Origin of the sequence: Leclercia sp. Marseille-Q4284 (assembly GCF_916618945.1) — a bacterium.
GTDB lineage: Bacteria > Pseudomonadota > Gammaproteobacteria > Enterobacterales > Enterobacteriaceae > Enterobacter > Enterobacter tamurae.
In genome coordinates, this window is record NZ_CAKAKG010000001.1 from 1945085 (window position 1) to 1966444 (window position 21360).

At 56.5% G+C, this 21360-nt stretch carries 19 protein-coding genes; 12 read left to right on the top strand and 7 right to left on the bottom strand.

Annotated elements, in window-relative coordinates:
- Positions 1-6 precede the first annotated feature (6 nt).
- Complete coding sequence (gene ogt, locus LG383_RS09070; protein ID WP_106993761.1) at positions 7-522, top strand: methylated-DNA--[protein]-cysteine S-methyltransferase; 516 nt, start codon at positions 7-9, stop codon at positions 520-522.
- A 182-nt stretch (positions 523-704) separates the two neighbouring features.
- The gene (gene fnr, locus LG383_RS09075; protein ID WP_032617879.1) at positions 705-1457 is read left to right on the top strand and encodes a fumarate/nitrate reduction transcriptional regulator Fnr; all 753 of its coding nucleotides are present in this window, start codon (positions 705-707) and stop codon (positions 1455-1457) included.
- Positions 1458-1633: 176 nt separating this feature from the next.
- Here the strand turns inward: fnr and LG383_RS09080 are convergent, their stop codons facing one another.
- Positions 1634-2284, bottom strand: coding sequence for a hypothetical protein (locus LG383_RS09080; protein WP_225758925.1), 651 nt, complete (start codon positions 2282-2284; stop codon positions 1634-1636).
- Positions 2285-2739: 455 nt separating this feature from the next.
- Between LG383_RS09080 and uspE the strand changes: the two genes are divergently transcribed.
- Positions 2740-3690: a universal stress protein UspE gene (gene uspE / locus LG383_RS09085; protein ID WP_225758926.1), complete on the top strand. Its 951-nt coding sequence runs from the start codon at positions 2740-2742 to the stop codon at positions 3688-3690.
- 38 nt (positions 3691-3728) lie between these two features.
- On the opposite strand, the gene LG383_RS09090 is transcribed toward uspE, so the two are convergent.
- From LG383_RS09090 to pntA, 3 genes are all read right to left on the bottom strand, one after another.
- A complete protein-coding gene (locus LG383_RS09090; RefSeq protein ID WP_225758927.1) occupies positions 3729-4844 on the bottom strand; it encodes a mechanosensitive ion channel family protein in 1116 nt (371 codons plus the stop codon).
- Positions 4845-4956: 112 nt separating this feature from the next.
- Positions 4957-6345 (bottom strand): Re/Si-specific NAD(P)(+) transhydrogenase subunit beta, encoded by a 1389-nt coding sequence (pntB, locus tag LG383_RS09095; protein ID WP_225758928.1) that lies wholly within the window; start codon positions 6343-6345, stop codon positions 4957-4959.
- Between the two features lie 10 nt (positions 6346-6355).
- Complete coding sequence (pntA, locus tag LG383_RS09100; protein WP_225758929.1) at positions 6356-7885, bottom strand: Re/Si-specific NAD(P)(+) transhydrogenase subunit alpha; 1530 nt, start codon at positions 7883-7885, stop codon at positions 6356-6358.
- Positions 7886-8421: 536 nt separating this feature from the next.
- Here pntA and ydgH point away from each other — a divergent pair.
- From ydgH to folM, 3 genes are all read left to right on the top strand, one after another.
- A complete protein-coding gene (gene ydgH / locus LG383_RS09105; protein WP_225758930.1) occupies positions 8422-9375 on the top strand; it encodes a DUF1471 family protein YdgH in 954 nt (317 codons plus the stop codon).
- A 185-nt stretch (positions 9376-9560) separates the two neighbouring features.
- Complete coding sequence (locus LG383_RS09110) at positions 9561-10943, top strand: amino acid permease (RefSeq protein ID WP_106993755.1); 1383 nt, start codon at positions 9561-9563, stop codon at positions 10941-10943.
- A gap of 38 nt (positions 10944-10981) precedes the next feature.
- On the top strand, positions 10982-11704 hold the full coding sequence (gene folM / locus LG383_RS09115) for a dihydromonapterin reductase (RefSeq protein WP_106993754.1): 723 nt from the start codon (positions 10982-10984) through the stop codon (positions 11702-11704).
- On the opposite strand, the gene LG383_RS09120 is transcribed toward folM, so the two are convergent.
- Positions 11701-12036, bottom strand: a complete 336-nt coding sequence (locus LG383_RS09120; RefSeq protein ID WP_225758931.1) for a GlpM family protein — start codon at positions 12034-12036, stop codon at positions 11701-11703. The genes folM and LG383_RS09120 overlap by 4 nt on opposite strands.
- A 128-nt stretch (positions 12037-12164) precedes the next feature.
- Here LG383_RS09120 and rstA point away from each other — a divergent pair, with 128 nt between their 5' ends.
- The 6 genes from rstA to tus all read left to right on the top strand — a co-directional run bounded on the left by rstA (position 12165) and on the right by tus (position 18162).
- On the top strand, positions 12165-12881 hold the full coding sequence (gene rstA, locus LG383_RS09125; protein ID WP_225758932.1) for a two-component system response regulator RstA: 717 nt from the start codon (positions 12165-12167) through the stop codon (positions 12879-12881).
- 96 nt (positions 12882-12977) lie between these two features.
- Entirely contained in the window at positions 12978-13979 is a 1002-nt protein-coding gene (locus tag LG383_RS09130) for an ABC transporter substrate-binding protein (protein ID WP_370635164.1), read from the top strand.
- Positions 13976-15028, top strand: coding sequence for an iron ABC transporter permease (locus LG383_RS09135; RefSeq protein ID WP_225758934.1), 1053 nt, complete (start codon positions 13976-13978; stop codon positions 15026-15028). Before LG383_RS09130 ends, LG383_RS09135 begins: the two co-directional genes overlap by 4 nt.
- On the top strand, positions 15025-15795 hold the full coding sequence (locus LG383_RS09140; protein WP_225758935.1) for an ABC transporter ATP-binding protein: 771 nt from the start codon (positions 15025-15027) through the stop codon (positions 15793-15795). The genes LG383_RS09135 and LG383_RS09140 overlap by 4 nt, the downstream gene beginning before the upstream one ends.
- A 65-nt stretch (positions 15796-15860) precedes the next feature.
- On the top strand, positions 15861-17159 hold the full coding sequence (gene rstB, locus LG383_RS09145; protein ID WP_225758936.1) for a two-component system sensor histidine kinase RstB: 1299 nt from the start codon (positions 15861-15863) through the stop codon (positions 17157-17159).
- Between the two features lie 73 nt (positions 17160-17232).
- Positions 17233-18162 carry a DNA replication terminus site-binding protein gene (gene tus / locus LG383_RS09150; protein ID WP_166182309.1) on the top strand — a complete coding sequence of 310 codons (930 nt, stop codon included), beginning with the start codon at positions 17233-17235 and terminating at the stop codon, positions 18160-18162.
- Here tus and fumC read toward each other — a convergent pair whose 3' ends face one another.
- Together fumC and fumA are read right to left on the bottom strand one after the other, a co-directional pair.
- Positions 18163-19557 (bottom strand): class II fumarate hydratase, encoded by a 1395-nt coding sequence (gene fumC, locus LG383_RS09155; RefSeq protein WP_225758937.1) that lies wholly within the window; start codon positions 19555-19557, stop codon positions 18163-18165.
- Between the two features lie 139 nt (positions 19558-19696).
- Positions 19697-21343 carry a class I fumarate hydratase FumA gene (gene fumA, locus LG383_RS09160; protein WP_106993746.1) on the bottom strand — a complete coding sequence of 549 codons (1647 nt, stop codon included), beginning with the start codon at positions 21341-21343 and terminating at the stop codon, positions 19697-19699.
- Positions 21344-21360 lie beyond the last annotated feature (17 nt).

Consider the following 21360-nt stretch of genomic DNA (forward strand, 5'->3'; position numbering starts at 1 on the left):
GAGCATATGCTGAGATTACTCGAAGATAAAATTGCCACCCCGCTGGGGCCGCTGTGGGTGATTGCGGATGAGCAGTTCAACCTGCGCGCCGTCGAGTGGGAGGAGCACAGCAACCGGATGGTGGAGCTGCTCAATATCCACTACCGGGCGCAGGGCTACGAGCGTATCAGCGCCAGCAATCCAGGCGGGCTTAGCGATAAGCTGGCCGCCTGGTTCGAGGGCGATCTCAGCATTATTGACACTCTGCCGACCGCCACGGCCGGCACCCCTTTTCAGCGTGAAGTCTGGCAGGCGTTGCGATCCATTCCCTGCGGTCAGGTGATGCATTATGGTCAGCTGGCGGAACAGCTCGGACGCCCGGGCGCAGCGCGCGCAGTGGGTGCCGCAAACGGGTCAAACCCGGTCAGTATTGTAGTGCCCTGCCATCGCGTGATCGGCCGCAACGGTACCCTGACCGGCTATGCCGGCGGGGTGCAGCGCAAGGAGTGGTTGCTGCGTCACGAAGGGTATTTATTGCTGTAGTTCCAGGCTTTTAGTGCTTAATTTTCCTTATGTTAGCGATAAAGTCCGCAGCTAATTTGTGGAATTTCAAGAACATGCTACCGCATTCACGCTTCTTGTCCTGATTGATGGTTTACCAGGCTTACGCCGGGTCCAAAAAGATGTTAAAATTGACCAATATCAATTAAGGCTTGAGCAAACCTATGATCCCGGAAAAGCGAATTATTCGACGCATTCAGTCTGGCGGTTGTGCTATCCATTGTCAGGACTGCAGCATCAGCCAGCTCTGTATCCCGTTTACCCTGAATGAGCACGAGCTTGATCAGCTTGATAATATTATCGAGCGTAAAAAGCCGATTCAGAAAGGGCAGACGCTGTTTAAAGCGGGAGACGAACTGAAATCGCTGTACGCTATCCGTTCTGGCACCATCAAGAGCTATACCATCACCGAACAGGGCGACGAGCAGATCACCGGCTTCCACCTGGCGGGCGATCTGGTGGGCTTTGATGCCATTGGCACCGGTAACCACCCGAGCTTTGCGCAGGCGCTGGAAACCTCAATGGTTTGCGAAATCCCGTTTGAAACCCTCGACGACCTGTCAGGCAAAATGCCCAACCTGCGCCAGCAGATGATGCGTCTGATGAGCGGTGAGATCAAAGGCGATCAGGACATGATCCTGCTGCTGTCCAAAAAGAACGCTGAAGAGCGTCTGGCGGCGTTTATCTACAACCTCTCCCGTCGTTTCGCCGAGCGCGGTTTTTCTCCGCGTGAGTTCCGTCTGACCATGACCCGTGGCGATATCGGTAACTACCTGGGCCTGACCGTGGAAACCATCAGCCGTCTGCTGGGTCGTTTCCAGAAAAGCGGGATGCTGGCGGTGAAAGGAAAATATATCACCATTGAAAACGGTGAAGCGCTGGCAGTGCTGGCGGGCCACTCGCGTAACGTGGCATAAAATTCCGCGTTTCATTCAGCCAGATCAGCAAATGTTACATTTACTGATCTGGTATTGATTTGACTCTGGCCCTAGGTTCTTACTCCTCAAGACAACGTCTGTTGACCTTCTGTTTCTACTATTTCTATATCCAGATCCGAATTGTCACCGCGTCTAAGCAGGCATAAATATCGATATCAATTATTTGTCTTTATCAAAAATGATACGCGATCAAAAACATAATTAATTTCTGTGGGTAAAATCAGAAACTTTCCGTTATTAACAGAAATTGCTTCGCCTGGCGATATCGTTAGATTTTTGACTTGACCGCCTTTCACATCTGACACAGTGATTTCTGCCGTTGCCGAGACGTTCACTCTTTTGACACCAATAAAGACATTTGCATTCGCATCAAATACTGATTGCCCCTTGTTGACATCATAGTTGACTGCAATTGACGCCAAGGATACGTTGTCGTCTTTGTCCTTCTGGCCCGGCACAGGATGCTGACTGTTGATATCGGCTTTTAAGGTGACAATTTGCGCCTGCATCTGCGTGAACTTCTCATACATGACTGGCGTTGCTTTTTCACTCTCGAGGAGCCATTTTTTGTACTGTTCATTTTCTGCCCGCAAGTTTTCAATTTGTTTATAATAATATTCAATTTTCTCTTGATTCATTCTGTTTATTGACTCTGCAGATTCTGTCTGAATTTTTGAAATTGAATAGGTACCAATAATGACCGAAACGGTATAGGCGAACATCACTTTACCAAAATTATTCTCCGCGCCATTGAGTAACACCTGCGACCATTTTTTTCTTTTTAACGAACCTATGTGTGAAGCCATTAGCCTATTCCCGCATTGATTATTTCCTTCCTGGAGAGTGTGAGCGCCAGGAACACCGCTTCGCTGAAAGTAATTAAGACATAATTGAAAATCTACTTCTTACCGTGCCAAATATAGTAAATGTTTTCAACTTAAAGCTGAACAATCAATATGTTATTTTGTGATTTTCAGGACGCCGTCAGGATTAAAGTGGTGCAATTAACATTTATTACAGCAAGAAATGTGGATGGTTTGTGCTGGGGCGAGAGAGAAAATATCACGGGGAGTTTGTGCTTTGTCAGAGATCTTGTCCTTAAGGCTCATCTCGCTAGTGAACTTGGCATCAACGAGAATTACCACGGTTACCCATTTTTTTGTGATTTATTGATCTGACAAAAACTTCCCCCTGTTTCAATTCAGATATATAGGTTACTCTTTTACTTACAGACTGTGGTGACAGTAGTAAGGAGACCTGTATGGCAAAGTATCAAAACATGCTGGTGGCCATCGATCCTAATCAGGACGATCAACCGGCGTTACGACGAGCTGTCTATTTACATCAACGGATTGGTGGCAGAATTAAAGCGTTTCTGCCGATATATGACTTTTCTTACGAAATGACCACCCTTCTGTCGCCTGACGAACGCACCGCTATGCGTCAGGGAGTGATCAGCCAGCGTACCGCCTGGATCCGCGAGCAGGCAAAATTCTATCTTGAAGCCGGTGTCCCCATTGAGATCAAAGTGGTGTGGCACAACCGTCCGTTCGAAGCCATCATCCAGGAAGTGGTCAGCGGCAAACATGACCTGTTGCTGAAGATGGCCCACCAGCACGACAAGCTGGAAGCGGTGATCTTCACCCCGACCGACTGGCACCTGCTGCGTAAATGCCCGTGCCCGGTGTGGATGGTGAAAGACCAGCCGTGGCCGGAAGGCGGTAAAGCGGTGGTGGCGGTGAATCTCGCCAGCGAAGAGAACTATCACAACGCCCTGAACGAAAAGCTGGTGAAAGAGACCCTTCAGCTCGCCGAACAGGTCAACCATACCGAAGTCCACCTGGTGGGCGCCTACCCGATTACCCCGATTAACATTGCTATCGAACTGCCGGAATTTGATCCGAGCGTGTATAACGACGCCATTCGCGGCCAGCACCTGCTGGCGATGAAAGCATTGCGACAGAAATTCGGTATCGATGAGAAGTTGACCCACGTCGAGAAAGGCCTGCCTGAAGAGGTGATCCCGGATCTGTCAGAGCATCTGCAGGCGGGGATCGTGGTGCTGGGCACCATCGGCCGCACCGGTATCTCTGCCGCCTTCTTGGGTAATACGGCGGAACAGGTAATCGATCATCTGCGCTGTGACCTGCTGGTCATTAAGCCGGACCAGTATCAAACCCCGGTAGCGCTGGACGACGACGAAGACGATTAACTAACAGTGAAAAGCCCGCCATAACGGCGGGCTTTTTTTTAGCTCTGAGTGACGGGCTGAGGCGGCTGTTGCGCGCCCTCGCCCTCTTTCATCCAGGGCGCATGCAGCACCATGCTTGGCAAGGCCAGTTTTACCCCTTCATCATTCAGGCTCTCAAGAATACGGATATTGATCTCCTGCTGGATATCCATGTACTTGTTGTAGTCCGCCGTGTTGACGATATGCACCACTTCAAAGGTGAGCCTGTCTTTATCAAAACCGAGCAGGTGGGCGCGGTCAAAACGCGTTTCACCGATATCAGTGATGATCTTCTTCACGTTATCGCCAATAACCCGCAGCTTTTCCGGCGGTGTATCGCTGGCCACGCCGAAGGTAAAGACGATACGACGCGTCTGCATCCGCTTGTAGTTATGCAGGGTTTGCTGAAGCAGGATCGCATTACCACAGACAATCTGTTCCCCGCTCAGGCTGCGAATACGCGTCGTCTTAAGGCCAATATGCTCCACCGTCCCGGCCACGTCGTTGAACACCACAAAATCCCCGATCTCAAAGGGCTTGTCGAAACCAATGGAGAGCGAGGCAAAGACGTCGCTGAGAATGGTCTGTACCGCCAGCGCAATGGCAATACCCCCTACCCCCAGGCTGGCCACCAGCGCGGTGATGTTAACGCCTGCGTTGGCCAGAATAGACAGCAGCATCACTGACCAGACAATCGCCCGCAGGATCAGCCCGGTGATCACCAGAGTGACGGGGTTTTTGTGACTCCCCGGGGTCAGCATCACGTGCCGTAGCCAGGAGACCACCCCCTGATCCATCCACAGCGCCACCTGAATCGCCAGCACCAGGAACCAGGCATGGCTCAGGGCGCCGTAGAGGCGATCCGGCAGTTCGACAAACCGCAGGCTAAACAGAAAGGCGACCACAAACAGCAGCACCCGGCTGGTTCTGTTGAGCATCTCTGTGAGGACAAAATGCATCTTGTGGGTGGCGGGATGTTTGTCACCCCAGTTGGTAATGCCCTTATGGACAAAGGTGATGAGGCGTTTCAGTAGCCAGTAAATCAGCAGAGTTACCACCGTCACCGTGGCAAAGCCAATCCAGAATCTGGGGGTCATCATTAACGTCAAAAAATCGAAACGTGACAAGAACTGCATGCTCCCTCCTCCCTTTACGCAAAAAAGGAAAGTATAGACAGTGAGCGTGCACAGCCTGCAGAAATGAGAAAACCGCCCAGATGGGCGGTTTTCTTTCGACCGTAAATATGGGTTACAGCGCTTTCAGGATCGCATCCACGCTGGCCTTGGCATCGCCAAACAGCATGTGGGTGTTCTCTTTGAAGAACAGCGGGTTCTGTACCCCAGCGTAACCGGTGTTCATGGAGCGTTTGAAGACGATAACGTTCTGCGCCTTCCACACTTCCAGAACCGGCATACCGGCGATAGGACTGTTAGGATCGTCCTGCGCGGCCGGGTTAACGGTATCGTTCGCGCCAATCACCAGCACGGTATCGGTGTCGGAGAAGTCGTCGTTGATCTCGTCCATCTCCAGCACGATGTCGTACGGTACTTTCGCTTCCGCCAGCAGCACGTTCATGTGGCCCGGCAGACGCCCGGCAACCGGGTGAATACCAAAGCGCACCTTGATGCCGCGGGCACGCAGACGCTCGGTGATTTCCGCAACCGGATACTGAGCCTGCGCTACCGCCATGCCGTAGCCCGGGGTGATGATCACCGTGTGGGAGTTCTTCAGCATGTCAGCGGTATCTTCGGCGTTGATCTCACGATGCTCACCCACCTCGTCGTCGCCGCTGGAGGTCTGTCCGTCGGTGCCAAAGCCCCCGGCAATCACGCTGAAGAACGAGCGGTTCATCGCCTTACACATGATGTAGGAGAGGATCGCCCCGCTCGAACCGACCAGCGCACCGGTCACGATCAGCAGGTCGTTGCTCAGCATAAAGCCCGCCGCTGCTGCCGCCCAACCGGAGTAGGAGTTCAGCATTGAGACCACCACCGGCATATCTGCGCCACCGATGGAGGCCACCAGGTGCCAGCCGAAGGCCAGGGCGATAATGGTCATCACCAGCAGAGCCAGCACCTGCATGCCCACGCTGTCGGTGCGCACAAACACCACCATCAGCACGAAGGAGACGACCAGCGCCGCCAGGTTCAGCTTGTGACGGTTTGGCAGCATCAGCGGTTTAGAGGAGATCTTGCCGCGCAGTTTGCCGAACGCCACGATAGAACCGGTAAAGGTCACCGCACCGATGAAGATCCCGAGGAACACTTCGGTCAGGTGGATGTTCACCAGAATCGGCTCCATCCCCGGCTCGTGATACAGGTAGCTGTTAAAGCCCACCAGCACCGCTGCAAGACCCACGAAGCTGTGCAGGATCGCCACCAGCTCCGGCATTTCAGTCATTTCAACGCGCTTCGCCAGACGGATACCAATCGCACCGCCGATGATCATCGCCACCAGGATCCACGCCACGTTGCCGGTGTCCGGCCCGAAGATGGTGGCAATCAGCGCAATCGCCATCCCGGCGATACCAAAGTTGTTACCCTGCTGCGACGTTTCATGTTTTGAAAGCCCCGCGAGGCTGAAAATAAACAGGACCGCGGCAACGATGTATGCAGCTGTAACTAATCCTCCAGACATAGGTTACCCCTTATCCCTTACGAAACATTTTCAGCATGCGCTGAGTCACGGTGAAACCACCGAAAATATTGATACTGGCGATCAGTACCGCGATAAAGCTGAGGAAACTGACCCAGCCGCCGTGACCAATCTGCAGTAATGCCCCAACCACGATGATCCCGGAGATGGCGTTGGTGACCGACATCAGCGGCGTATGCAGCGCATGGGAGACGTTCCAGACCACGTAGTAACCCACTACGCAGGAGAGCGCAAAGACGGTGAAGTGTCCGAGGAACTCTTTCGGTGCGACGTCTGCCAGCCAGCCGAACAGCACGATAGCCAGCGCCATAAAGGCAAACTTACGCCACGGGGACGCCGGTTTTTCTGGCTCTTTTGGTGCCGGCGCGGCTTTGGCTGCTGCCTGCGGCTGCGCAGAGACCTGAATCGGCGGTGCTGGCCAGGTGATTTCACCCTCGCGAACCACGGTTACGCCGCGCACGACTACGTCGTCAAAATCAACGGTGATGTTGCCGTCTTTCTCTTTACACAGCAGCTTCAGCAGGTTGACCAGGTTGGTACCGTACAGCTGAGAAGACTGGGTCGGCAGACGGCCCGGCAGATCGGTATAGCCGATCACCTTCACGCCGTTGGCGGTAGTGGTAACCTCGCCCGGAACGGTGTATTCGCAGTTGCCGCCATTTTGCGAAGCCAGATCGACGATCACGCTACCGGCCTTCATGGAGTCGACCATTTCACGGGTAATCAGCTTCGGCGCCGGTTTACCCGGGATCAGCGCGGTGGTGACAATAATGTCCACCTCTTTCGCCTGGGCGGCGAACAGCGCCATCTCGGCTTTGATAAAGGCTTCGGACATCACTTTGGCGTAACCGTCGCCGCTGCCAGCCTCTTCTTTAAAGTCCAGCTCAAGGAACTCGGCGCCCATACTCTGCACCTGCTCCTTCACTTCCGGACGGGTGTCAAAGGCACGGACAATCGCGCCCAGGCTGTTGGCTGCGCCAATGGCGGCCAGACCAGCAACACCTGCCCCGATAACCATCACCTTCGCCGGGGGAACCTTACCCGCCGCGGTGATCTGTCCGGTAAAGAAGCGACCAAATTCGTGTGCAGCTTCGACGATGGCGCGGTAGCCCGCAATATTCGCCATTGAGCTGAGGGCGTCCAGCGACTGCGCACGCGAGATGCGCGGCACAGAGTCCATCGCCATCGCGGTGACGCCACGCGCCGCCAGCTTCTCCATCAGCTCCGGGTTTTGCGCCGGCCAGACAAAGCTCACCAGCGTGGTGCCTGGATTGAGCAGCGCAATCTCATTCTCTTCTGGTGCATTGACCTTCAGAATAATGTCCGAATGCCAGACGTTATCGCCGTCGACAACCTCTGCGCCAGCCTGAATAAACGCCTCGTCATCGAAACTTGCCAGCTTGCCCGCGCCGCTTTCAACCGCGACGGTAAAACCCAGTTTGAGCAGCTGCTCCACCGTTTTCGGTGTCGCCGCTACGCGGGTTTCATTGGCAAACCGTTCTCTTGGTACCCCAATACGCATAGTAATCCCTTCCATCGGTTTTTGATGATGGTTTGTCGAACATTCATCACGGGTATACAACAGCAGTGACAGGACTTAACCTGCCACTCACCTCTACCCGCAGAAAATAAAACAGTAACAAACTTTCTATAACCTACTGAAAATACCGCCTGTGATCCACAGCAAGAAAACACTATTTATGACTTTATCTGTCAAAAATAAGCGATCGGGGTCTCAGACAGGCATATCTGCTCTTATTTCACCGCCAGGGCCGATGTTTAGCTCAGGCGAAGCGGCAAAAACACGATATAGCCCCAGCCAGAAACAACTTATTAACATTAAATCAACTTGTGAAAGTCATATGCTTTATTAGTTTTACTGGTCAAACGCGTGTTTTTTCAACATATCAGTAAAGGTTATATATTTTGGCAACTTACTCCGCACCGGTCGTGAAAAATCGCGCAGACAGCGACGGGTGTTAAATGCCATAATCGTCAACGTTTTCAAATTAACAATTAGACCAGTACCTGGTTTGCGTAAGGCGAAGGATTATTTTTATGAAGCTTAAGAACACTCTCCTGGCGTCCGCACTCCTTGCTGCGACCGCCCTGTCTGCCAATGCCGCAACAGAGTTAACGCCGGAGCAAGCGGCTGCTACGAAACCTTACGATAGCGTTACGATCGTAGGTCGTTTTAACTCCATTGGCGATGCGGTCAATGCCGCCTCCAAACGCGCCGATAAAGAAGGCGCCGCCGCATTTTACGTCGTGGATAACTCCGAATACGGCAGCAGCGGCAACCAGCGCGTAACCGTTGCACTGTATAAAGAGAATGCCCCAAAAGCGGAAGTGCAGAAAAATCGCGTTATCAACAATGTGATGGAGCTGCCTAAAGATCAGGCCGTGATGCTTGAACCGTTTGATACCGTCACCGTTCAGGGCTTCTACCGCAGCCAGCCGGATGTGAACGACGCCATCACCAAAGCCGCGAAGGCGAAAGGGGCTGACTCTTACTACATCGTTCGCCAGATCGATGCCAACGATGGCGGCAACCAGCGCATCACCGCCTACGTCTACAAAAAAGACGCCAAAAAACGCGTCCTGCAGAGCCCGGATGCTATCCCGGCCAACTCTGAGGCAGGTCGCGCAGCGATTGCCAAAGGCGGCGAAGAAGCGAAGAAAGTGGAAATCCCTGGCGTGGCAACCAGCGCAGCGCCTGGTGCCTCCGTTGCCGGTGTGGGCCGTTTCTTTGAAACCCAGACCACCAAAGGCGGCCGTTACAGCGTTACCCTCAACGACGGCACTAAAATTGAAGAGCTGAACAACGCCACTGCTGCGCAGATGGTGCCGTTCGACAGCATCAAGTTCACCGGTAACTACGGCAACATGACCGAAATCTCCTACCAGGTGGCGAAGCGTGCGGCGAAGAAAGGGGCCAAGTATTACCACATCACCCGCCAGTGGCAGGAACGCGGTAATAACATCACCATCAGCGCCGATCTGTACAAATAAGTCATCAGATACCCGAAGGCGGCGTATGCCGCCTTTTTTTTGGCTTTTTAAGCACAATTCAGCCCTTCCTCATTGCATGCCTTCGTGACACTCCGTAAAATCCCGCGCCTTAGTGTGATCCACCATTTTTATGCGCTTCGACGAAATAATTATTCTGGATCTGACCCTTTTTAAAAAGGAAGCCAATGGAAAAGAAACTTGGCCTGAGCGCTTTAACTGCGCTTGTTTTAAGCTCCATGCTCGGTGCAGGTGTATTCAGTCTGCCGCAGAATATGGCAGCCGTTGCCAGCCCGTCCGCGCTGCTTATCGGCTGGGGGATCACCGGTGTCGGGATCCTGCTGCTGGCCTTCGCCATGCTGCTGCTGACGCGCATCCGTCCCGATCTCGACGGCGGCATTTTCACCTACGCCCGTGAAGGCTTTGGTGAGCTGGTGGGCTTCTGTTCCGCATGGGGTTACTGGCTGTGCGCGGTGATCGCCAACGTCTCTTATCTGGTGATCGTCTTCTCTGCGCTGAGTTTCTTTACCGATACGCCTGAACTGCGCCTGTTTGGCGATGGCAATACCTGGCAGTCCATCGTCGGCTCCTCGGTACTGCTGTGGTTCGTCCATTTCCTGGTGCTGCGCGGCGTGCAGACCGCTGCGAGCATCAACCTGGTCGCGACCCTGGCGAAGCTGGTGCCGCTGGGGCTGTTTGTGGTGCTGGCGTTTATCGCGTTTCGTCTCGATGTGTTCAGCATGGACTTTTCCGGCGTGGCGCTGGGCGTCCCGGTCTGGGAGCAGGTGAAAAACACCATGCTCATCACCCTGTGGGTGTTTATCGGGGTGGAAGGCGCGGTGGTGGTGTCGGCCCGGGCGCGCAATAAGCAGGATGTTGGCCGCGCCACGCTGCTGGCGGTGCTGGCTGCGCTGACCGTTTATCTGCTGGTTACCCTGCTCTCCCTGGGCGTGGTCGCCCGCCCTGAGCTGGCGGAGATGCGTAACCCGTCGATGGCGGGCCTGATGGTCAACATGATGGGTTCCTGGGGCGAAGTGGTGATTGCCGCCGGGCTGATCGTGTCGGTCTGCGGGGCCTATCTGAGCTGGACCATTATGGCGGCCGAAGTGCCGTTCCTGGCCGCGACGCATAAAGCGTTTCCCCGTCTGTTTGCCCGTCAGAACAAAAACAGTGCCCCTTCCGCCTCGCTGTGGCTGACCAACATCAGCGTGCAGGTTTGTCTGGTGCTGATCTGGCTCACAGGTTCGGACTATAACACGCTGTTAACCATCGCCTCAGAGATGATTCTGGTACCCTATTTCCTGGTGGGCGCATATTTGTTAAAAATAGCGACCCGCCCAATGCACACCGTCGTGGGAATGGGAGCCTGTATTTATGGCTTATGGCTGCTGTATGCCTCTGGTCCGATGCATCTGCTGCTCTCCGTGGTACTTTATGCGCCTGGGCTGCTGGTGTTTATTTACGCCCGACGTACGCATCAGCTGCAACACGCGCTTAAACGCCGTGAAATGGTGTTGATTGGAATGTTACTGGTTGCCGCATTACCGGCAACGTGGATGCTGATGGGATAAGCGACTTTTCCCATCGTCGAACGGATAAGGAGAATACGATGGGACACGCAAAGCCGCTCCCGATCCTGATTACTGGCGGAGGCCGTCGCATCGGCCTCGCGCTTGCCCACCACTTTCTGAATCTTCATCAGCCGGTGATCGTCAGCTATCGGACGAAATATCCCGCGATTGCCACCCTGTGCGAGGCGGGCGCGACCTGCATTCAGGCCGATTTTTCCACTGACGAGGGAATTCTGGCCTTTGCCGAGCGCGTGAAAGCCGAAACCCCGGCGTTACGCGGTATCATTCATAACGCCAGCGCATGGATGTCGGAAACTCCGGGGACCTCGCTCAGCGAAACCCTCTCCTGCATGCTGCAGATCCACGTTCACGCCCCCTACCTGCTGAACCATGCCCTGCAGGATCTGCTTCGCGGTCATGGCCATGCTGCCAGCGACATCATCCACTTCACCGACTACGTGGTGGAACGGGGCAGCGACAAGCATATTGCCTATGCCGCCAGCAAAGCCGCGCTGGATAACATGACCCGCTCGTTTGCCCGCAAGCTGGCGCCGGAGGTGAAGGTCAACGCTATCGCCCCGTCGCTAATCCTGTTTAACGAGCACGACGATGCCGACTATCGCCAGCAGGCGCTGAATAAATCGCTGATGAAGATCGCCCCCGGTGAAAAAGAGGTGATCGACTTAATCGACTACATTCTGACCAGCTGCTATGTGACCGGCCGGTCGTTCGGTGTCGATGGCGGGCGGCCGTTACGCTAGTGAAAACGGCTCCAGCAGAAGATTAACACCCAGGCGCTGAGGCACCAGCAGACCACTGCCCCGCCCAGCGCCAGGGGCAGACGCATCACGCCGATGAAGTACCACAGCGACAGCAGATAGAGGAAGTACGGAATAATTGCCCACATGCCAAAGATAATGGTGGTGCGCAGCGCCTCGATGCCGCGCTCGGAGGCGACAATATAGTGCGCAATCAGGGCAAAAGTCGGGAACAGCGGCAGCAACCCGGCGATGTAATAATTTTTCGTTTTTGCCAGTAAGCCAATCAGTAAAACCACCAGCGCGCCGATGGCCGCTTTTATCACCAGTCCCATCCCTTTTCCCTTAACAACTGAATAACAATTCTGGGCAGCATAGCGGAACGGCAACTATTTGCGAATGATTAATGTAAGGTTAAGGTTATGCGGTGTATGTTGGTTTTTTTCGCAGACGCAGACTGGCTATGAACAAGATCGTATACGTTGAAGATGAACCCGAAGTCGGCCAGTTGATAGCCGCGTATCTGGCTAAACATGATATGGACGTTATCGTCGAACCGCGCGGGGATCGTGCCGAAGAGCTAGTGGCGAGCGAAAAACCCGATCTGGTGCTGCTGGATATTATGTTACCCGGTAAAGACGGTATGACCCTGTGCCGGGATCTGCGTGCCCGCTGGCAAGGCCCGATTGTGCTGCTGACCTCCCTCGACAGCGACATGAACCATATTTTGTCCCTCGAGATGGGGGCCAACGACTATATTCTAAAAACCACCCCACCGGCAGTGCTGCTCGCACGCCTGCGCCTGCATCTGCGCCAGCACGTTGCGGCCTCCAGTGATGCCCCCGCCCCGCTGTTAACCCCGCATAAAGCCCTGAGATTTGGCACGCTGTCCATCGATCCGGTGAATCGTCAGGTTCTGCTGTCCGGTCAGCAGGTGGCGCTGTCGACGGCGGATTTCGATCTGCTGTGGGAGCTGGCGACCCATGCCGGACAGATCATGGACCGGGACGCGCTGCTGAAAAACCTGCGCGGCGTCAGCTACGATGGCATGGACCGCAGCGTGGACGTGGCGATCTCACGCCTGCGCAAAAAACTGCTGGATAACGCCACCGAACCCTTCCGGATTAAAACCGTGCGTAATAAAGGCTATCTTTTCGCGCCGCACGCCTGGGATATCTGACTCTCTCCTGCTGATTAATCTTTTGCGCCCGCCCGCATAATATGTATTATGTTATAACATAACAATTATGAGGATGGGATTGTGGTAATCAAAAAGATGGTGCTGGCGTCGGTTCTGGCAACCTTCGCGCATTCGGTTATTGCGGCACCGGTTTATCCGCTGACGATAGAAAACTGCGGGATCAAAGAGACCTTTACGCACGCCCCGCAGCGGGTGGTGACTGTCGGGCAGCACGAGACGGAGCTCCTGCTGGCGCTGGGGCTTGAAAAGAAGATCAGCGCCACGTCAGTCTGGTTTGGTCCACTCCCCGATACGCTGGCGGAGCGCGGTAAGGGAATAAAAAAACTGGCAGATAACGCCCCATCCTTTGAAGCGGTGACTGCACAAAATCCCGATCTGGTGCTGGCGCAATATCACTGGCATATCGGGCCGCAGGGTGAAACAGGCACCCGTGAGCAGTTTGCCACGCTGGGTATTCCGACCTGGATTTCCCCCGCCGACTGCATCGGCAAAAGCGTCACCGACAGCTCGAATGCCGACGGCGCCCGCAGCACACCGTTCTCCATCGCGGAAATCGAACGTGAAATCGATGAGCTGGCTACCCTTTTCGATGTCCAGACGCAGGGAAAAAAACTCAACGAGGCGCTGAACCTGCGTATTCAGAAGGCACAGACGCGCGTTGCTTCTCAGCACGTCAAACCGTTGAAAGTGGTGTTCTGGTTCTCCAGCAGCCGTCTGAAAGGCGACCCCTGGGTGGCGGGCGATTATGGCGCGCCGGGCTGGATCAGCCACACCCTGGGACTGAAGAACATTATTGATTCCCGTGATGAATGGCCCGCCGTGACCTGGGAACACATTGTCCAGGCGCAGCCTGACGTGATCGTGATTGCAGAGATGTCCCGGCGGCTTTACCCGGCTGATGATGTGGCTGTTAAAAAAGCCTTTTTGTACGATGATCCGGTAACCAGAAACTTACCCGCCGTGAAAAAAGGGCACATTATTGTCGTGCCTGCGATGTCCCTGAATCCATCATTGCGCAATGTCGATGCCGTCGAGGCGATCAGTGAAAAACTGGCGGCGTTTCAGGCTGAACGATGAACATAGTGACTCTCCGTGTTCCCTTTATCGCGCCGCGCTGGCGACAGCCTGGCCTGATGGCTGTTGGGTTACTGACGCTGCCGTTAATGCTGGTTTTCGCCGCGACCGTGGGTGATATGCCGGTTTCGTATACCACTGCGGGCAAAGCCATCCTCAACGGTCTGGGGCTGGGCACCTGGCCTCTGCCGCAGGTTGAGGAAGGCATTGTCTGGCAGTACCGCATGAGCCGGGCCCTGATGGCGGCCTGCAGCGGAGGGGGGCTGGCACTGTGCGGTCTGGTGATGCAGGCGATCCTGCGTAACCCGCTGGCCGAGCCCTATCTGCTGGGGATCTCCTCGGGGGCGTCGCTGGGCGCGGTCTGCGTCATGTTGCTGGGGTTGGGTGGCAGTACGCTGGGTATCAGTGGGGGTGCCTTTCTGGGTGCCTGCTGCGCCTTTGGGCTTATCATGCTGATCACCCACGGCATGACCGACAGCCCACCACGCATCTTGCTGGCGGGCATTGCCGGCACGCAGCTGTTCAACGCCATGACCGCGTACATTGTCAGCACCTCCGCAAATGCGGAGCAGTCGCGCAGCGTGATGTTCTGGCTGCTGGGGAGTCTGAGCGGCGTTCGCTGGCCGGATGCCCTGCTGGCTCTGGCGGTGGTGTTGGCCGGATTTACGGTGATATTCACCTTTTCGCGTTCGCTGGATACCTTCACCTTTGGGGATGATGTTTCGACCACGCTGGGCGTGCCGGTAGCCCTCATGCGCATGATGCTGCTCCTCACCTGTGCGCTGGTGACCGCAGTGATGGTCAGTATCATTGGTGCGGTAGGGTTTGTCGGGCTGGTGATCCCGCATATTACCCGGATGCTGTGCGGTCCCGGGCATCGCCGCGCCATTCCCCTGACCTTCCTGATCGGCAGTCATTTTATGATCCTCGCCGATGTGGTTTCCCGGACGCTTATTACTCATCAGGTGCTGCCCATTGGCGTGGTGACCGCGCTGGTGGGCGCGCCCGCTTTTGTGGTCCTGCTGTATCGCAGCCGGGAGAAAAGAGTATGACTATTTCATTACGCGGACTACAGGTAACCCTGCAGTCGCGAAAAATCCTGCACGATATCGACCTGGATCTGGCGACGGGTGAAGTTGTTGGCCTGCTGGGGCCGAATGGCTCGGGTAAATCCACGCTGCTGCGCTGTCTGGCCGGGTTATTGCCGCGTCATGCCCACCACATCCGGCTCGACGGTACCCCACTCAACGAGATCCCCCTGCGGGAGCGGGCCAAACGGCTGGCGTTTGTGCCTCAGCACGCTGAGGTCGACGGCGAGCTTTGCGTTGAGCAGATTGTTCGTCTGGGACGCACCCCGCACCGCAGGGGACTTTTTGGCTGGAACGAAACCGACGACATCGCGGTTGAGAACGCGATCCGGCTGATGAAACTCTCCGGTCTGCGTCACCGGCTGTGGCGGCAACTCTCCGGCGGGGAGCGGCAGCGGACGCAAATCGCCCGCGCCCTGGCCCAGCAGCCGGGGCTACTGATCCTCGACGAGCCCACTAACCACCTGGATATTGAGTATCAGCTGGAGCTGATGACGTTGATAACGCAGCTGCCCGTCACGGTGGTGGTGGCGCTGCACGATCTTAATCTCGCCGCCAACTACTGCCAGCGGCTGGTCCTGCTGAAATCAGGTACAGTGATGGCCAGCGGGCCGCCTGATGCCGTGTTGACTCCGGATCTGATCGAGAATGCCTGGCATGTCAAAGCGAACGTCATTACGCAAGGCGCTACGTTAAATATTCGCTATGCCATGAGGCAGCCGATTGCGTAAAGTGTGCCATGTCCCTTCCTGTGGCGGGGCAGCATCATTAACGCGTTGTAGTTGGGTGATATGTAATGAAAAAACTGTTCGTGCAGTTTTACCTCCTGCTGTTTGTCTGCTTCCTGGTGATGACCATGCTGGTCGGGCTGGTCTACAAGTTCACCGCCGAGCGCGCAGGCAGGCAGTCGCTGGATGATTTGATGAAAAGCTCGCTCTATCTGATGCGCAGCGAACTGCGTGAGATCCCCCCTCACGACTGGGCGCGCACCATCAAAGAGCTGGATCTGAATCTCTCCTTCAAGCTGCGCATCGAGCCGCTGAAGAAGTACAGCCTGGATGCCCCGACCATGCAGCGCCTGCGCAGCGGTGACATCGTGGCGCTGGACGATCAATACACCTTCATCCAGCGTATCCCGCGCAGCCACTACGTGCTGGCGGTTGGTCCGGTGCCCTACCTCTACTTCCTGCACCAGATGCGCCTGCTGGATATCGCCCTGCTGGCCTTTATCGCCATTTCGCTGGCCTTCCCGGTGTTTATCTGGATGCGGCCTCACTGGCAGGACATGCTGCGCCTCGAGGCCGCCGCCCAGCGCTTTGGCGACGGACATCTGACCGAGCGGATCCATTTCGACAGCGGGTCCAGCTTTGAGCGCCTCGGGGTGGCCTTTAACCAGATGGCCGACAACATTAATGCTTTGATCGCCAGTAAAAAACAGCTGATCGACGGTATCGCCCACGAGCTGCGCACTCCCCTGGTGCGGCTGCGCTACCGGCTGGAGATGAGTGAAAACCTGACCGCGGCGGAGTCGCAGGCGCTGAACCGTGATATCGGCCAGCTTGAAGCGTTGATAGAGGAGCTGCTGACCTATGCCCGCCTCGACCGTCCACAGAATGAACTAAAGCTCACCACCCCGGACCTGCCCGGCTGGCTGCGCAGCTACGTTGAGGACGTCCAGAGCGTCAACCCCCAGCGCAGGCTGCTGATCGACAGCATGAACGGGGACTATGGCGCGCTGGATATGCGTTTGATGGAGCGGGTGCTGGATAACCTGGTCAATAACGCCCTGCGCTACAGCGATAACACCCTGCGGATTACGCTGCAGTTGAACGGCAGTCGCGCCACGCTGTCGGTGGAAGATGATGGCCCCGGTATCGCGCCAGAGGCTCGCCAGCAGGTGTTTGAGCCTTTTGTTCGTCTCGACCCGAGCCGGGACCGCGCCACCGGTGGCTGCGGCCTCGGGCTGGCGATCGTCCACTCTATTGCCCAGGCGCTGGGGGGCGACGTCAGCTGTGACGCGAGCGATCTCGGCGGAGCCCGGTTCTGCTTTACCTGGCCCGTCTGGCACCACATCGCCCTGCCAATCCCTGACTGACCCAAACCGCACGCTGGCCTGAGCCGGCGTGCTGTGCTATAAATTGAGTATGTTGTAACTAATGTGGTGTGCTATGGCAACTTACGATCTGCTCGAACGCTTAAACTCAACCTTCCGCCAGATGGAGCATGAGCTGGCACAACTCACGGACGATCTGCAGTCATGCCGCTTACTGGCGGGCCGCGTCTTTTCCCTGCCTGACGTCGCCAAAGGCGCCGAGCACGATCCGCTCAACGCCATCGCGGTGAAGCAGCACATCGGCAAGGAGGCGCTGGCGATGGCGCTGCAACATTACCGCCACCTGTTTATTCAGCAGCAGTCGGAAACCCGCAGCAGCAAGGCCGCCGTGCGCCTGCCGGGGGTGATCTGCCTGCAGAGCGATGCCGCCCACAGGGCGCAGCTGACGGACCAGATCGCGAGCATTAACGCCCTGAAGGCGGAATTTGAAAAAATCGTCACCGAGGAGTCGGGACTGGCCCCTGCCGCCCGCTTTGAGTGGGTGCATCATCAGTTGCCGGGGTTGATTACTCTCAACGCCTACCGCACGTTAACGGTCATCAACCACCCCGCCACCCTGCGCTTCGGCTGGGCCAATAAGCACATCATCAAAAACTTCACCCGCGATGAAGTGCTGGCGATGCTGGAGAAAAGCCTCAAGTCCCCGCGCGCCGTGGCGCCCTGGTCCCGGGATCAGTGGGTGGAGCGACTGGAGGCGGAGTACACCGCCATTCATTCCCTGCCGGCGGAGGCGCGGCTGAAGATCAAACGGCCGGTGAAGGTGCAACCCATCGCCCGGGTCTGGTATGCCGGACAGCAGAAGCAGGTCCAGTACGCCTGCCCGACGCCGCTGATCGCCCTGTACGACGCTGACCAGGGGGCGGTGATCCCGGATATTGGTGAACTGCTGAATTACGATGCTGATAACGTTCAGCACCGCTATAAACCGCAGGCACAGCCGCTGCGCTTGATCATCCCGCGGCTGCACCTGTACGTTGCGGAGTAACTATTTCAGGCTGCCGACCATCTCTTCCGGGCGAACCCAGCTGTCGAACTCGGCCTCGGTGAGATACCCCAGCGCCAGGGCGGCGGCTTTCAGGGTCAGCCCCTCTTTGTGCGCTTTTTTAGCAATTTCTGCCGCCTTGTCGTAGCCGATATGGGTATTGAGCGCGGTCACCAGCATTAGCGACTCATTGAGCAGCTGGCTGATGCGCTCGCGGTTCGGCTCAATGCCCACCGCGCAGTGCTCGTTGAAGCTCTCCATGCCATCCGCCAGCAGTCGCACCGACTGCAGGAAATTATGGATCACCATCGGGCGATAGACGTTCAGCTCAAAGTTGCCCGAGGCACCGCCCATGTTCACCGCCACGTCGTTGCCCATCACCTGACAGCAGAGCATGGTCATGGCTTCGCACTGGGTCGGGTTAACCTTGCCCGGCATGATGGAGCTGCCCGGCTCGTTCTCAGGAATGCTGATCTCGCCGATGCCGCAGCGCGGCCCGGAGGCCAGCCAGCGCACGTCGTTGGCGATTTTCATCAGCGAGGCCGCCAGCCCTTTCAGCGCCCCGTGGGCATGGACCAGCGCATCGCAGGTGGCCAGCGCTTCGAACTTGTTCGGCGCGGTGACAAACGGCTGGCCGGTGATGGTCGCCAGCTCTTCCGCCACGCGCACCGCGTACTCAGGATGGGTATTGAGCCCGGTCCCCACCGCGGTACCGCCCAGCGCCAGCTCCGCCAGGTGCGGCAGGCTATGGTCGATATGGCGCAGGTTGTGGTCGAGCATCGCTACCCAGCCAGAGATCTCCTGGCCGAGGGTCAGGGGCGTGGCATCCTGCAGATGAGTACGGCCAATTTTGACGATATCGGCAAAGGCCCGGGCTTTGTCGTCGAGGGTCTGTTTAAGCACGTTCAACTGGGGGATCAGCTGTTCGCGCAGGGCAATCAGCGCCGCCACGTGCATCGCCGTCGGGAAAACGTCGTTGGAACTCTGGCTTTTGTTGACGTCATCGTTGGGGTGGATCTTGCGCTCCATACCGCGCACGCCGCCGAGCAGTTCGCTCCCGCGGTTGGCCAGCACCTCGTTCATGTTCATGTTGCTCTGGGTGCCAGAGCCGGTCTGCCAGATGGCGAGCGGGAATTCATCGGGATGCTTGCCGGCAAGCACTTCATCGGCAGCGTTGATAATAGCGGTGGCTTTTTCCGCCGCCAGCAGGCCTAAATCCTGGTTTACTTTGGCGGCTGCACGTTTGGTCAGCGCCAGAGCCTGGATCAGCGAAACCGGCATTTTTTCAGTGGAAATGCGGAAATGTTCCAGCGAACGCTGGGTTTGCGCGCCCCAGAGTTTGTTCTGCGGGACGTCGATGGCACCCATCGAATCTTTCTCACTGCGTGAGGTGGTCATTACTTTCTCCTTGATAACACTGAAGTGGATTGCTCACAGCTCAAAGAAACAAGTATTGATGAGAACGGGGAAAGGGTATGGCGCTTTGTGCGCTCTTTTTGTTGCCGGGTGGCGCAGCGCCACCCGGCGGGTTTTCAAACTACTTCACACAGGCCGCACACTGAGAGGACTGGATCTGTTTGAAGAAGTCGTTGCCTTTGTCATCCACGAGGATAAAGGCCGGGAAATCTTCTACTTCAATTTTCCAGATTGCTTCCATCCCCAGCTCCGGGTACTCCACGCACTCGAGGCTCTTGATGCTGCCCTGCGCCAGCACCGCGGCCGGGCCGCCGATGCTGCCGAGGTAGAAGCCGCCGTGTTTGTGGCAGGCGTCGGTCACCTGCTGGCTGCGGTTGCCCTTCGCCAGCATGATCATGCTCCCGCCGTTGGCCTGGAGCTGATCCACGTAGGAGTCCATGCGTCCGGCGGTGGTTGGGCCCAGGGAGCCAGAGGCATAGCCGTCCGGCGTTTTCGCCGGGCCTGCGTAGTAGATCGGGTGATCTTTAACGTACTGCGGCAGCCCTTCGCCGTTATCCAGACGCTCCTGCAGCTTGGCATGCGCGATGTCGCGACCGACGATAATGGTGCCGTTCAGCGACAGGCGGGTGGAGACCGGGTACTGGGACAGCTGGGCGAGGATCTCGCTCATCGGACGGTTAAGGTCAACGTGGACCGCTTCGCCCTCGCCCGCTTTACGCAGTTCTTCCGGGATGTACTTGCCTGGGTTGTTTTCCAGTTTTTCGATCCAGATACCGTCGCGGTTGATTTTGGCCTTGATGTTGCGGTCTGCAGAACACGACACGCCCATTCCGACCGGGCAGGATGCGCCGTGACGCGGGAGGCGGATCACGCGGATATCGTGGGCAAAATATTTGCCGCCAAACTGCGCGCCGAGGCCGAGGTTCTGCGCTTCCACCAGCAGCTCCTGCTCAAGCTGGATGTCGCGGAACGCCTGACCGTGCTCGTTACCTTCGGTTGGCAGGCCGTCGTAGTATTTGGTGGAGGCCAGCTTGACGGTTTTCAGGGTGCTTTCTGCCGAGGTGCCGCCGATGACAAACGCGATATGGTACGGCGGGCAAGCCGCGGTGCCGAGGGTGCGCATCTTCTCCACCAGGTAGTTTTTCAGCTTGCCCGGAGAGAGCAGCGCCTTGGTTTCCTGATAAAGATAGGTTTTGTTGGCTGAACCGCCGCCTTTGGCGATGCAGAGGAATTTGTATTCGTCGCCGTCGACGCTGTAGATGTCGATCTGCGCCGGCAGGTTGGTGCCGGTATTCACCTCTTTGTACATATCCAGCGCGGCGTTTTGCGAGTAGCGCAGGTTGTCTTCGATGTAGGTGTTGTATACGCCATGCGCCAGAGCCGCTTCGTCGCCGCCGCCGGTCCAGACGCGCTGGCCTTTTTTACCGGTGATGATGGCGGTGCCGGTGTCCTGACAGGTCGGCAGAATGCCTTTCGCGGCGATATCGGAGTTACGCAGGAACTGCAGGGCGACGTATTTGTCGTTCTCACTGGCCTGCGGGTCGCTGAGGATATCCGCCACCTGCTGCTGATGCGCCGGGCGCAGCATGAAGGAGGCATCGTGGAAGGCGTGTTGCGCCAGTAAGGTCAGCGCCTGCGGGTCAACCTTCAGGATCTCCTGTCCTTCAAACTCAGAGACAGAGACGTGGTCGCGGGTTAACAGGTAATACTCGGTCTGATCCTTTGCCAGCGGGAAAGGATCCTGATAATGGAAGGGTTTATTCGACATTGATCTCTCACTTACGA